A 13832-nucleotide genomic window follows, 5' to 3' on the forward strand; every position below is an offset into this window, starting at 1 on the left:
AATAACCTTGCAAATGTTAATACTATAGGATATAAAAAAGTTAGAGCTGATTTTGAAGATTTAATATATCAAAACTTAAAAATACAAGGAACTCCTGCTACAGAAGACACTGTAACACCTGTAGGACTTCAAACAGGACTAGGTGTAAAAAGTGCTGCTACTCAAAAAATGTTTGATCAAGGTTCTTTACAGGCAACAGGAAATAAACTTGATTTAGCATTAGAGGGAGAAGGATTTTTCCAAGTATTAATGCCTGACGGAAGCGTTTCATATACTAGAGACGGTTCTTTCAAAATTGATGCTAACGGACAAATGGTTACTTCTAATGGATACAGACTAGTTCCTGAAATAGTATTCCCTGAAAATTTCTTGGTAGAGCAGATAAATATATCAAGAGAAGGTGTAGTTTCTGTAAAAATAGGTGATGAAAATGATCCTGTAGAAATAGGACAAATTACACTTCATAGATTTATCAATCAGCCTGGACTTTTATCTATAGGTGATAACTTATATAAAGAAACTATAGCAAGCGGACCGGCTTTTGAAGGAGAACCTGGTGCCAATGGTTTCCCTAGAATACATCAAGGTTTCGTTGAAATGTCAAACGTTAAAGTTGTTGATGAAATGGTTGATATGATAGTAGCACAAAGAGCTTATGAGATGAACTCAAAAGCAGTACAAACTAGTGATAACTTGCTTGCTACTGTTGTAAACTTAAAAAGATAAAATAATTTAATTATTAAAATAGATAAAGGGGCTTAAAAAGCCTCTTTTCTATATATAGAGCCATAAGAAGAATCTGATTTAACATAAAGTCTAACCATAGTATTATATTCATATTGTATGCTGTCTGCATAAGATTCGCCATATTCATTATAGTTATTCCCCGCATTATAATATCTAAGCGACTTAACAACATCTCCTTCAAATCTATCTAAAAGCTTATTAATGAACCTTACACCTAGAACAATATTATCTCTTGTATTATACCTGCTTAGAGTAGGATCAACATCCTGATTTGCAATAGGTGTTATTTGACAATATCCATAAGCATTTTTTCTTGATAATGCTGTTGGTATAAAGCTGCTTTCTACTTTAATTAAAGCAACCATTAAAAGAGGGTCTACATCATAATTACCGCAAATATCAAAAACATCTTTAATAAACCAAAAATCTTGTTTATAATGATTAGAAACGTCTTTGATTAAAGTAACCCAGTCATTAGATGGAAAGGAATAATTATTAATATTAAAATTATGGGTTTCTAATGTTATACTGCCCAAAAATAAAAACATTACTATAATAGTTCTTTTCATAAAACCTCTCTATTACTATAGATAGAATAACTAAATTTTAACTATATATGTTTAAAAATAACAATTTATTTAAAAAAGTCATCTAAAATTTACAATTTAATTTTACCTTCAAAAGAATATCTAGCCTCGCCTTTCATGAAAATTTGATTATTTTCATATCTTAAAATCAAATCTCCTCCCAAAAGATGATTTAATATAATATTATCTGTGCGTCCGCTTATAAAACCAGCAGCACATACAGCCGAAGCTCCGGTTCCGCATGCCAAAGTTTCACCGCTTCCTCGTTCCCAAGTTCTTTGCTTAACTTCTCCTCTGCTGATAATTTTGACAAATTCTACATTAGTTCTATTTGGGAATATATTATTATTTTCTATATAACTTCCAATATAGTTTATATCAATATTATCTATATCATCTAAAAATATAACAGCATGAGGATTTCCCATAGAAACCGCAGTAAAATTATATATTTTTCCATCTATATTTATAGGTTCATCTATTATAGGATTTTTATCTATGGTTGTTGGAATCTTAAGCCCATCAAATATAGGGCTATCCATATTTATTTCAACACTATCAACTTCGGAATCCTTAATAAATAATTTTGCTTCTAAAATACCCCTTAAAGTTTCTATTTTCATAGGATTATTTTTAGATATGCCTTTATCGTAAGCATACTTTGCAACGCATCTTACACCATTTCCGCACATTTCACTTTCGCTTCCGTCAGCATTAAACATTCTCATTCTTACATCGGCATTATCGCTTGGCATTATCAAAATAACACCATCAGCACCTATTGAATAATGTCTATTACTTAGCATAGATGAATATTTTTTGGCATCATCTGCTGTAAACTTTTCTTTAAAACAATCTATATAAATATAATCATTCCCTATACCATGCATTTTGGTAAAAGATATTAACATAATATGAAACCCTAAATATATTTTGAAACAATATTTTATAATAAAATGATAATTATGTAAATACAAAAAAGGCGATATGATTTAACATATCACCTTAAAGTCAAATGATATTAATTTCCCGTCTGATTTTGGAAAGAAGATTCAAGTCTCTTTCTTTCTCTCTCTGCCTGCTGCAATTCTGACTGCATTTTATAATATGAAGCAAGTCTCTGCTGTCTATACTCTTCTATTCTATCTTTTTCAGCATCCATACGCTTTTTATTATCTTCTAAACGGCTTCTTGTCATTGCTATACTATTTTCAACTATACCTCTAGTTTGAGAATAAGGAGTTATAAAGTCGCTCATAGTATAAGCAACTCCGGTATCAGGAAGATCGTCTCCTGTTGTATCATTGGAGAATAACTCTTCTATACCATCCATTTGTGTATCAATCTTACCCATAAATTTTTCTTCGTCAACTTGTAAGAAAGCTTTTTTTACTTTAGACCAATCCTCTCCGGCATTTCCTCTATTGATACCTATTTGGTCAAGCAAAGCTAATTCCTCTCCATATTCTGTTTCATAAGAATCCGCTACTATCATTTTTATTCTTTGAGATATTGTACTAACAAGAGCATTTCCGCTGAATACTCCCACATAATATAATTTCTTTTTCAATCCGGAGTCAGATATCTCAGGATCAAACTCAACATTTAAAGTAGTAGCTAAATCTATTAAATCAGTTCTATTCATATTTTCTATGCCGTCTCTTATATCTTTGCTTAAAGGTCTTTGAGTTGTATCATTAAGCAAATCTGTAACTTCATTATAAGCTCTTATGAAATCAACTATAGCATTAACTACACCCTCTTTATCAACTTCAACTGTAGTGGCAAATGCTTCAGGCGTTACTTTTTTGGCTGTTATATTAAGTCCGTTTACAACATCATTAAATTCATTACTTTCACTTAATACATCAACACCGTCAATAGAAGCTCTGGCATCAGTTGCTTCAGATACTAAATAGTTAGGAGCATCTTCCTCTCTTCCCATATCTTCAACAAGCAAATCTTTATAAAATATATTATAGCCTTCATTATTATTTATAAGTACAACTTCAGTAATAACATCGCCTTCTTCAAATTGACTTCCTATAGGAATATTAAGTCTTTGCCATGAAGAACTTAAAGTAGGCAATGCAAAAAATTTTTCTACTTCATCTCCAGCTTTATTTATATATTTAACTCCTATAATTTCAAAATTAAATCCTTCAGCAGTTATTGCCTGAGGAGCTTCAGCTTCTAAACCTTCTTTTGCCTTTCTTTCTGCTTCCAAAGCCTCTTTATATTTTTTAATATCTTCAAATGTTCTAGAACTATCAGCAGGAGATAATCCCTCACCATACAACTCTACATCTTTAAATATAACACTGTCTATCTTATTAAATGTAACTCCTGTATCAGGTATAGACAAATCAACTGTAGGAGGCATTATAGGAGCATCTTCATCATCTAAAGTATCGGATGCTCTTGCTGTAACAGATATGGTTATATTTTCATTAGCTTCAGCTTCTCTATGAAGAGGCATTGATAATTTATTAATGCCTTTTAATACCATAAAGTCTTTTTTAACAAAATAATTAGTAGACAAATTTTCAGACTCATCTTCCCATTTATTTATAAGTTCTTGATTAAATATATGTCCAAGATGTCTATAAGGTCTTCTTGTAAACATATTCAATTCTTTTAATATGCCTGCATCATCGCTTACAACTTCTACTATATTTTTAGAACCGGTTTTTACCAAATCTATTGTAAGAACCTGTAAATTTCTAGATTTTTGAGTTATTGTAGTTTTTACATCCTTACCGAATGCTTTATCAATAGCTTTCTGCAAACTAACCAAACTTCCGCCTGCAAATTCTATAGTCTTTTCTTCTTCTCCAACCTTTAATACTATAGTTCCTGCCGGCAGCTGATCCGACATATTATATGCTTTAGAAGAAAATTTCTGACTTGAGGCTATATCTTTTATTTCTATATCATAAGTACCTGTACTGGCAAGCCTATTAGCCGTAACTGAAAAGTAATCAGGTATTCCATCACCTGTTCCAACATAGTTTTTAAAAGGAGAACGAAATCCGTATAATTGTTTTGAAGCCTCTGATAATGTATTCAATCTGGATTTTAAATCTTCATAAGCAGAAATTTCTCTTTGATATTCTTTAGCATTATCCGCTAAATTGGACAATGTAGTACTTCTTTTGTTTACCTCTGCTTCTACAGCATTTTGATAAACCTCGTCAAGAAAAGCTCCTGTTGTTGCCATAATAGACCTCTCCTAAAATTTAAACTATATTAATAAAAACTTCCATTTATATATTTTTGTAAAAAAATATTATAAACCTATTTTTATATTGTCGGAATAGTTAAAAATCTATTAACAAATATATTTTTTATTTATCTATTATATCTTCCAAATCATTAATAATAATATCTATATTAGAAAGCTGCAAAACAGAATAATTTTTAAGTTTATTTGCTATACATAACAGTTTTTTTGTCTTTTCTACATGATCATAACTAAAAAGTAATGCAATCGGAACCCCTAAACTCACAGCTATTTTGTTGAGATTTGTAATAGATATGTTTCTTTTACCTACCTCTACACTTTGCAGATATTTTGATGATATTCCGGATATTTCTGCTATTTCAGATATAGTTTTCATTTGGGATTTTCTTATAGCACGTATATTTTTACCAACAGATAATATAAGCTCATTATCATCTCTTTTAGGAGGCAAGTCTTCTTTATTATTTTCTTCTTTATTGTCGCTAAGAATATTATTATAATATGGTTTTTTCAAATTAGTAGTTAGCATAATTTACACCCTCCATATTATTTTTATATTTTTCAAACATGCCGTTTTCTCTAAAGCTGTATACATTATTACCAGCAACTATAATATGGTCTATCATTCTTATTTCAACCATTAAAAAAGCCTTATATAAAACCTTTGTTATCTCTATATCCTCTTTAGAAGGTTTTGCTATTCTGGAAGGATGATTATGCGATATAATAACATAGCTTGCCCCAAGAGATAATGACTTTTCTACCAAATCTCTAGGATATATTGTAGCCGAATCTATAGTACCCCTAAATATATTTTCCATAGATATAAATCTTTTATTTACATCCAAACAGACTATAGAAAATGCTTCAAATTTTAATTTACCCATTTTTACTATAAGATAATTTATTAAATCTTTTTTCTTAAAATGACTAGTGGAAAGTTTAATACTGCTTAATAGATAGCATTCCAAAAGAGACGGTATATTCTTTAATAGTTCTATCTTTTTAATATTTAAGCCTTTAACTTTCAATAATTCTTCATTGGAAGCATTGACTATATTATATAAATTATAGAACCTGTAATAAAGTTTTTCTACTATAGAGTTTGCCTTATCTGATGATATACCGTTTGACAAAATTGAGGCTAATATTTGTTTTTCATTAATAAAACTAGCGTCTAAGTTATCATTATTAAAATCATTAAACATATAATCTCCTTTTAATAAATAATACAGACTATAGTTAAACAAATGTTTTTTAAAAATAAGCCATTTATTAAAGAAAATAAACAATATATATATAACTTTTTTAATTTTTTTTAAAAAATAGAAATTTTTAAATATTTATAAGCTGAATTAAAATACAAATAACTAATATATAAAAAAGTCAGTAACTAAAATCAAGTTTATTACAAGCAATAATAAAAAATACTATTTCATAGGCAGATAAGGCGAACGTCCGGCAAAACCATAATCAGCAATTTTTCTTGTCAAATCAGAAGCACTTCCATTGAGTCTTGGAGCGTATCTATTATTATTTCCTATAGAATCCAAACACCATTGATATATCTCTATATCTCCGTTAGGGTTAACTATACCAACAGGATCATACTCATAAAAATATCTTACTCCATCAACAGCAAATTTTACCTGACTATTTAAATTAGCTGTATCAGCATTAGCTTCCCATCCAAGTTCAACTGCCCCCCATTCTACTGGAGCAGGTATTCCTACAATAGCTTTCCATTTTGTAGGAACAGCAAAAGCAAACACAAGCTTAGAATAACTGTCTATAGCTATTAAATAATTATCTGTATTTACACCAGCGTTTCCTGTAAAACGGTAAAACCAAAATCTTTTAAGTCTAGAGCTTTTATTATAGCTATTAGCTGCATTGAAAGTAGGATTCATATTTTTATACATAAAATATTTTACTCTCCTAACAGGAAAACCAGCCGCTTTTGTATTGGTACCATTATAATAATATTCATTTCTTAAAGAATCATTTAATTTCCAATTATCATCTTTTATAAGCATATATCTAGGTTCATTTTTAAGCCCAAAAGAAGCAGCTATAACATAATCATTATCAAGATTAAGAGTAAAACCTCTATAATTAGGATCATTCCATTCTCCTGTTTGAAAAGGATCATCTTCAGGATTCAAATTTCCTTCTTCTCCAATATCTGGTTCTTCAGTACCTGTACCATTTTCCTTATTTTGCATTTGCTGATAATAATATCTAGGATCAAATTTACTTGAACATGCCCTTAATATAACAAGCACCATAACAATGGCTAGTATAGATAAAATAATAGTTTTCTTTTGAACTCTCTTTAAAATCTTTTTCATATAATAAAGTATAAGTTAAAAGAAATATAAGTAAACAATATATATGATAATTTTTATAATAATTATAATTTATTCTACTTAGAATTTACTAATTCCTGTCCGTTTATAGGATAGTCTGTTCCCTCTCTTATACTAAAAGATAAACTAGTATTTCCATTAAAAATTATAACATAAGTATATTGAGAATATTTTTCTGATTTAAGATTATTAAAATTAGCAGCAGTTATTGCAGGATTAATATCATAAGTTTCATCAATAGTTATTCCATTAACATTTTGAACACTAATAATTAAATTTTGCTTATCTGTATCAGTTACAGTTACAGTAATTGTTTTAGAAGTATTTTGATAAACACCTTTTCTATTTTTAAACTTTATTCCTGCCTGACCAAAAGGCGAAGTACATGAAACAATAAAGATAGAAATTAGTATTATAAAAATCTTTTTTATCATAGTTTTCATCCATATTATAGAATATAAAATATTATATATCAAAATAAAATATTGTAAAGTATAATTAATAAAAGCACAATACTTTTTAATCTATACGCTTTATTATAGTAGAATCTTTAATAAGATTAATTTTAAATGTGTATACATAAGAAACTAAATACAATAAATAATGAGGTAAAAGGAGTATATCTTATTTTATATTTAAAGATAAACTCCATTTACCTATATAAATATTATTTAATATTTTAATTTATATATTAACTTCATAGTTCCTGTTTTTTTCTCTTCACCTATCTCAGTTGATTTAAATGTTATAGTAAAATCCTTACTGCTTCCTTTAGTAAGCTCAAATCCTTCAGTATGCTCTATAATTCTATCAGCATTATTGCCATATATACTGTCAAATACAAAAGCGTCCTTTGATTTATCATATTTCAATTTTACTATAGGTGTTTCTAAATCTATCATAGCACTAGCCCATTCAGAAGTCCAGAAATTTCCGCTTGAATAAACTGTAACATTAGCATCAAGCAATAAATAGATATCTTCTTTTTCAGTATATTCTATTTTTAATTCTGAAGGTGTTGAAGTTATAGTTTTAGTCTCACCAACTTTAACACTAAATAAATCAGCAAACATAGTAGTTTTATCAAATTTATTTATAGTTACAAAATTATCCATAACTCCGGAAGAAGTATTATATCCAAATCTTATATCATAAGATATTCCAGCTAAACCTTTTTTATAATCTATACCTCCAAAGAGATAATTAGCACTTACAACATCAACATTCTGTATCTGAATCTGTTCTGCTGTTACAGCCATACTTAATTTTGCATCTACTTTAATAGGCATATAAGGAGAGCGTCCTTCTTTTTGTGTTTCTGAAGCTATTGGCCTACCTAAATCTATTGCATTTCCTTTTACTCTAGGGGCATATTTACTATTATCACCTATAGAATCCAAACACCATTTATATATTTCTATTTCTCCATTAGCTTTTACTACTCCAACAGGATCATATTCATAAAAGTATTGTATTCCATCAACATTAGCAAATTGATCTTTAGTATTTACTTCATATTTGGCCTCCCAGCCATTTTCTACAGCCTGCCATCCTGCTGGTGCATAAGGTACTATAGGAAGATTTACAGGCTTTTTCCATGAACTTGGAACACCAAAAGCAAATACTAATTTAGAATAAGTATCTATTGCTATTAAACAATTCTTTATAGAAACACTAAAAGCAGCACCTTCAAACCTATAAAAATAAAATCTGTCCAACCTATCGCTTTTATTATATGCCGAATCAGCAGCAAACAGATGATTATTACCTTTATATAAATAATATCTCATACTATTTATAGTTGTACCGCCTCCTGTTGTAGGTTCACCATCATACCAATACTCATTTTTACTCTCATCGCCTTGATTCCATTTTCCTGGAATTAGTTTATATGAGGGCCTATTTTGTTCATCAAAGGAAGCTTGTATAACATAATTATCAAAATCCATTTTAAAATTATAATCAGGATCATTCCAAGGTCTATCCCCATTATCATAGAAAGGATCATCTTCAGGATCTAATCCTTCTCCTCCTCCGCCTATATTAGGACCATCTGGATTACTGGAAGAACCACCTGAACCTCTATTATAATAATATCTGGGATTAAAATGACTTCCGCAAGACATTAAAAATATAGAAATAATTGTAATAATTATTAAATAATATATTTTTCTCATAATAATCTACTCCTACAATTACCCTTTAAAAGCCAAACCTATAGTAAGACCGAAATCTAAGGAATTAATATAATAAGATTTTAATGGAGTTGTTGGATCAAATGGCTGTTTGCCTTGATCTTTTAAAGCATCATTCATCATAGTTGCCAAACTGTCAGGCATAGTAATATATTTTGGACTATAAATATTAAATCTAGTATAAGCACCTAATATCACTTCTACTCTATCATTAACAGGCTGATTATATTCAATCATAAACTTCATACTAAACATTACTGGATTCATATTTTTTATCATAAAATCTGTTACTATTATCTCTCCGATTTCAGGAAATCCTTCCATATCAATATCTAAATATGCTAAATATTCAGGAGATAAATCAGCTATTAATTTACCGCCTATATGAAAACCTAATGCTAATCTGCTGTCAAAAAAATATGCCTTTGTACCAACTCCAAAACTTATAACCGGAGCATAAGAAATATTAATATAAGCTGCCGCAGTAATTCCTTTTATAGTATTACCAGCAACTTGTCCTGCAAATCCGCTTCCAACACCCAAAGAAGCAAAAACACTCATTCCGCTGAATTTTGACTTGTCCATTCCAAACCATTTTTCAGAACCAAATAAATAACCAAGCTCAGCCTCTCCGTCCATAGTATAGCCTACAGCTCCTTTCATATATGCTGCACCTATTTTATCTAAATCTTCTTTGCTTATTGACGGCATTGTAGCAGAACCGTTAAAGTTTGCCTTTAATGCCCAAATGAAACCTTCGTCAAAACCGTAGGCCAGCGAAAAGCTAGCTGCCATAAAAATGTAAATTAATATCTTTTTCATTAAAATTTTTCTCCCACTAATAAAAATCGACATAATATATAATATGTTTATATATAAATTGTAACCTCTTTTAATTTTAAGTAAATAGATTTTTTTGTGAATTTACAACAAATTTATAATTATGTTTATTGCAACATAATTATATCTTACATTTAATACATTATAAATAGACACTTTTTTAATTTTGTATTATTTTTAATAGACATTTTTGAGATAATGTTTATTTTATTATAGTTAATTCATACTATTTTTTATGGATTTATTTCTTTATAGTATCTTTATATTCTTTTATAGTTTTATAAGGAGTTTTTAATTGAAAATTAATTATGTTACTGTACCAGCTGAAATAATCAAAGCCTCTTACTTCTGACATTATTGAATGTTTTTCTTCTTCGTTTATATCATACTTTGGAAACATCATACCCATAGTTTGAACTATATAATATGAAAATATTTTTTTTATTGTTTCATTATCCATATTGGAATTCAAAAAGTTATATATACTTATTACAGCTATGGATTTGCACGGCTTTATATGATTATTTTCTATAACTATTCTATCAACAAAACCTCCGTCAGCAATGGATTTGGCAGACATACCTCTGTAATTTGCTGCTATAGGAATATTTACAAGAACAATAGCAGAATCTTCAAATTCCTCAGCAACTATTTTCCAATACAAAGCAGTATAAAACATAAATCTATTTCCAACGAGTAATTCATTTCTATTCTTTACCGGACTATTCCATACGCTTAATATACTTTCTACGTATGATGGTGCTATATTTTTTGATATAACTTCTAAAGGTGTTCCGTAATCGTAACCAAATAATTTTTTTATATTAATACTGGTTTCATTAGACAATGAATTTATTATATCATTTTCTAATACATCATAATCTATATTTCTTATATCTATAAAATCTCTTTTAAATACATCAGCATTATCAAGTATTATTTTTCTATTAGCCATATAAAAATAATTATCATCAGTTCCATTTTTAAGATTATATTTTATCTTATAGCCAAGAAGCTCATAAGTTAATTTACTCAAATCATCATCAAAAATATCAATAAAATCTTTAGGCTCAAAAGAATTAATACCGTCATCTTCTATATAAGTAATATTAACATTATAATTTTTTTCTTTATTAAGAGGTTCTGTACTTTTTGTACATGAAAACGCAATTACAGACAAAGCAATTAAATATATTACATTATTCAGGTATTTCACCGCTTACACCTGTGGCTTCAATTTTTTCAGTTTCTATATAATATTTTATTTCTCTAGCCCTTACAATACTCTCTTTTTGCTTCAAATAAGGGCTTTCTCCCCAAAGTCTTAAATATTTTTCTTCATCAAAATAAGTAGCCCAAGCACTTTGAGATGTCATATCCTTACCTTCTACAAGTACATTTCCATTAGCTCTAAGTTTTTCTTCATCATTAAACATCTGCATAGTTACAGAGCTTATTTTCATGCTTCTATTTTCAACATAAGCTATAGGATTTCCGCTTACTGTAGCAACTTTTGTATCAGGGTCTAAATGAAGCAAATCACCCTCTAATGATATACTTTCATCATAATCAATCATTACAACATCATTATGGAATATTATATCTTTAAACTCAGCATCTTTTTTATATTCTATCCACTCTCCAAAAGCTATAATTCCTCTGTCAGGTATTCTAACAGAAGGGTCCTGATACATATAAACATGCTCATTATCTATTTCATATTCTATATATCCGCCCTTAAGTATCATATTCTCTTCATAAAAGAAAGCAGTAACATTTCCATAAGCATATAAAGTACGTGTATTATTATCTTTTCCGCCGTATTCATTCAAAAATAATCTGTCAGCAACTATAATATTATAATTACTAACATTGCTGTTTTTTTTATTGGTTTCAGAACTATTTATAAAATTATTAGTTTGAAGAACATAAACTTTTCCTCTTCCCATAACATTTGCAGTAGCATTTTTGGCATTATATTCCAATATTTCACCTTCAAGTCTGTCGGCACCTTGGTATATTCTAGGATTTCCAGTTAATACAGATATTTGAGTATCCATATCATAAACTAAATTATCTGCATATCCGTCTGTTTGTCTTTTGGTTTCTCTATCAACATGTGTAAGATGAACATTGCTAATAGCTCTCGCAATAGGTGTATTGAAATCTCTTTCCATAAAAGAACTTCTTATAGTCATATTATTAGTAGGAGATCTTAATACCGGTTTATTTTTTACATAAGCATATCTTGTTTTTCCATTATAGCTAGCATATCCGCCTGATATAGTAGAACCATTTGTTTTGCTTAATAATCTTACACCTCCGCTGAAAGTTGCCAATTCTGTTTCCTGATAAAACGTCATAACATGACTGGTAATAACGGCTGAAGAATCCTCCATTTTAGCGTTGCCGGTATATTGAAATACTTTTGTTTTATTGTTGTAAGTAAATTTATCCGCACTTCTTCTTGACTGCTGAGCTACTGAACATAAAGCAAATATAAATAATACGGCAAATACAAAAAACAATCTATTATTCTGCAACTGGAACTCCTATAGCATCGCCTTGATCGGTTTCATTATAAACTGTTATATGCTCTAATCCCAAATCGCCTTCCATACTGCTTCCTGTAAGCCAGCTTCCATCCTCATTCTCTATACGCATTGGTACAGGACTTTTAACATATTGTTTTTCATTATCCCATTGCAAATGTTCTGTATAAAGAATTGTATTATTTGAAGATTTTGCCACTACATTCGTATAAATTTGCACATAAAATGTATTTTGATCTATAGTTACAAATTGTCCTGATATACTTGCTGCTATTGTGCTGTTGGAATCATAAGTGTATGTTCTGCTGTCAAAAAGCTCCACCATTTTTTTCTGATTATAAAATTTGGCATTTGTTGCAAAAGAATCAAGCTGTTTAAAATTAGTATCATAACTCTCTCTCCTAAAACCATAAAATTCCATCTCAGGAGGAGGAACAAAATTATCATCTACATTTTGATTACCAATATTATTAAAATTTGTACAGGAAACAAAAAAAGATAATAATATAATAGTACTAAAAATTTTTAATAACTTCATTATAGATACCCTTAGCATGCAATATCATATCAATAGCCACCCTAACAGCACCATGTCCGCCTTCCCTATTAATCACTATAACAGCAGCTTTCTTAGCTTCATCTACAGCATCTTTAGGAGCAAATGATACGCCTACATATTTCATAGGAGATAAATCTATTAAATCATCTCCAATATATGCTACTTCCTCCTTTTTTAAACCGTATTTATCCATTAATGTTAAAATAGAAGGCATTTTATTTTCTTCGCCAAGAATCAAATCTTCAAATCCATGTTTTCTAAACTTATCAAATCTCACTTTTATTGCATTAGAATTACTGCCTGATATTACAGCCACCTTAATATTAGATTTTAATGCCATAACAACACCCATACCATCTTGAGTGTGAAAAAATTTACTTTCTACTCCATTATCATCAAATATAAGTCTTCCATCTGTCATAACACCGTCTATATCAGAAACTAATAATTTGATTTTTTTTAATTTGCTTATATTGAAAAGGTATGAAAAATAATCTTTTAGATTCATTTATAAAGTCTTTCAGGTCATTTTTGGGGCTTACAGGACTCGAACCTGCCCACCCGGTTTAGGAAACCAGTGCTCTATCCAGATGAGCTAAAGCCCCATGCAACAAAAAATCGGAGAGTGTGGGACTCGAACCCACATGGGTGTTAGCCCGGCGGTTTTCAAGACCGCTGCTCTACCAATTGAACGAACTCTCCAAAACTAAATATGCTATACATTATAACATATAAAAAA

Annotated in this window: 14 protein-coding genes and 2 tRNA genes; 1 reads left to right on the forward strand and 15 read right to left on the reverse strand. The window is 29.4% G+C overall.

Features of this window, described 5'->3' with window-relative positions; all coding sequences use genetic code 11:
* The coding region (flgG, locus tag Q0J90_RS09960; protein ID WP_297277753.1) for a flagellar basal-body rod protein FlgG at positions 1-726 on the forward strand (726 nt) is incomplete at its 5' end.
* Positions 727-758: 32 nt separating this feature from the next.
* Here flgG and Q0J90_RS09965 read toward each other — a convergent pair.
* From Q0J90_RS09965 to Q0J90_RS10035, 15 genes are all read right to left on the reverse strand, one after another.
* On the reverse strand, positions 759-1316 hold the full coding sequence (locus tag Q0J90_RS09965) for a lytic transglycosylase domain-containing protein (RefSeq protein ID WP_297277754.1): 558 nt from the start codon (positions 1314-1316) through the stop codon (positions 759-761).
* Positions 1317-1405: 89 nt separating this feature from the next.
* Entirely contained in the window at positions 1406-2245 is an 840-nt protein-coding gene (gene dapF / locus Q0J90_RS09970) for a diaminopimelate epimerase (protein WP_297277755.1), read from the reverse strand.
* Positions 2246-2355: 110 nt separating this feature from the next.
* The gene (gene fliD, locus Q0J90_RS09975; protein ID WP_297277756.1) at positions 2356-4554 is read right to left on the reverse strand and encodes a flagellar filament capping protein FliD; all 2199 of its coding nucleotides are present in this window, start codon (positions 4552-4554) and stop codon (positions 2356-2358) included.
* Positions 4555-4681: 127 nt separating this feature from the next.
* Positions 4682-5107 (reverse strand): helix-turn-helix transcriptional regulator, encoded by a 426-nt coding sequence (locus Q0J90_RS09980; protein ID WP_297277757.1) that lies wholly within the window; start codon positions 5105-5107, stop codon positions 4682-4684.
* Positions 5094-5786: a RadC family protein gene (locus Q0J90_RS09985; RefSeq protein ID WP_297277758.1), complete on the reverse strand. Its 693-nt coding sequence runs from the start codon at positions 5784-5786 to the stop codon at positions 5094-5096. The genes Q0J90_RS09980 and Q0J90_RS09985 overlap by 14 nt, the downstream gene beginning before the upstream one ends.
* A 222-nt stretch (positions 5787-6008) precedes the next feature.
* Complete coding sequence (locus tag Q0J90_RS09990) at positions 6009-6929, reverse strand: hypothetical protein (protein ID WP_297277759.1); 921 nt, start codon at positions 6927-6929, stop codon at positions 6009-6011.
* Between the two features lie 74 nt (positions 6930-7003).
* Positions 7004-7381 carry a hypothetical protein gene (locus Q0J90_RS09995; RefSeq protein WP_297277760.1) on the reverse strand — a complete coding sequence of 126 codons (378 nt, stop codon included), beginning with the start codon at positions 7379-7381 and terminating at the stop codon, positions 7004-7006.
* A gap of 237 nt (positions 7382-7618) precedes the next feature.
* Positions 7619-9124 carry a hypothetical protein gene (locus tag Q0J90_RS10000; protein WP_297277761.1) on the reverse strand — a complete coding sequence of 502 codons (1506 nt, stop codon included), beginning with the start codon at positions 9122-9124 and terminating at the stop codon, positions 7619-7621.
* Positions 9125-9142: 18 nt separating this feature from the next.
* Positions 9143-9964, reverse strand: a complete 822-nt coding sequence (locus tag Q0J90_RS10005) for a hypothetical protein (RefSeq protein ID WP_297277762.1) — start codon at positions 9962-9964, stop codon at positions 9143-9145.
* A gap of 259 nt (positions 9965-10223) precedes the next feature.
* Positions 10224-11198 (reverse strand): hypothetical protein, encoded by a 975-nt coding sequence (locus Q0J90_RS10010; protein WP_297277763.1) that lies wholly within the window; start codon positions 11196-11198, stop codon positions 10224-10226.
* Positions 11182-12525 (reverse strand): LptA/OstA family protein, encoded by a 1344-nt coding sequence (locus tag Q0J90_RS10015; RefSeq protein ID WP_297277764.1) that lies wholly within the window; start codon positions 12523-12525, stop codon positions 11182-11184. Before Q0J90_RS10015 ends, Q0J90_RS10010 begins: the two co-directional genes overlap by 17 nt.
* Positions 12515-13072: an LPS export ABC transporter periplasmic protein LptC gene (lptC, locus tag Q0J90_RS10020; protein WP_297277765.1), complete on the reverse strand. Its 558-nt coding sequence runs from the start codon at positions 13070-13072 to the stop codon at positions 12515-12517. Before lptC ends, Q0J90_RS10015 begins: the two co-directional genes overlap by 11 nt.
* Positions 13050-13601 carry an HAD family hydrolase gene (locus Q0J90_RS10025; RefSeq protein ID WP_297277766.1) on the reverse strand — a complete coding sequence of 184 codons (552 nt, stop codon included), beginning with the start codon at positions 13599-13601 and terminating at the stop codon, positions 13050-13052. The genes lptC and Q0J90_RS10025 overlap by 23 nt, the downstream gene beginning before the upstream one ends.
* Positions 13602-13625: 24 nt before the next feature.
* Positions 13626-13698: transfer RNA gene (locus Q0J90_RS10030), tRNA-Arg, on the reverse strand.
* Between the two features lie 14 nt (positions 13699-13712).
* A tRNA-Ser gene (locus Q0J90_RS10035) sits at positions 13713-13795 on the reverse strand.
* Positions 13796-13832 lie beyond the last annotated feature (37 nt).

This window comes from uncultured Brachyspira sp. (assembly GCF_944390595.1).
Classification (GTDB): Bacteria; Spirochaetota; Brachyspiria; order Brachyspirales; family Brachyspiraceae; genus Brachyspira.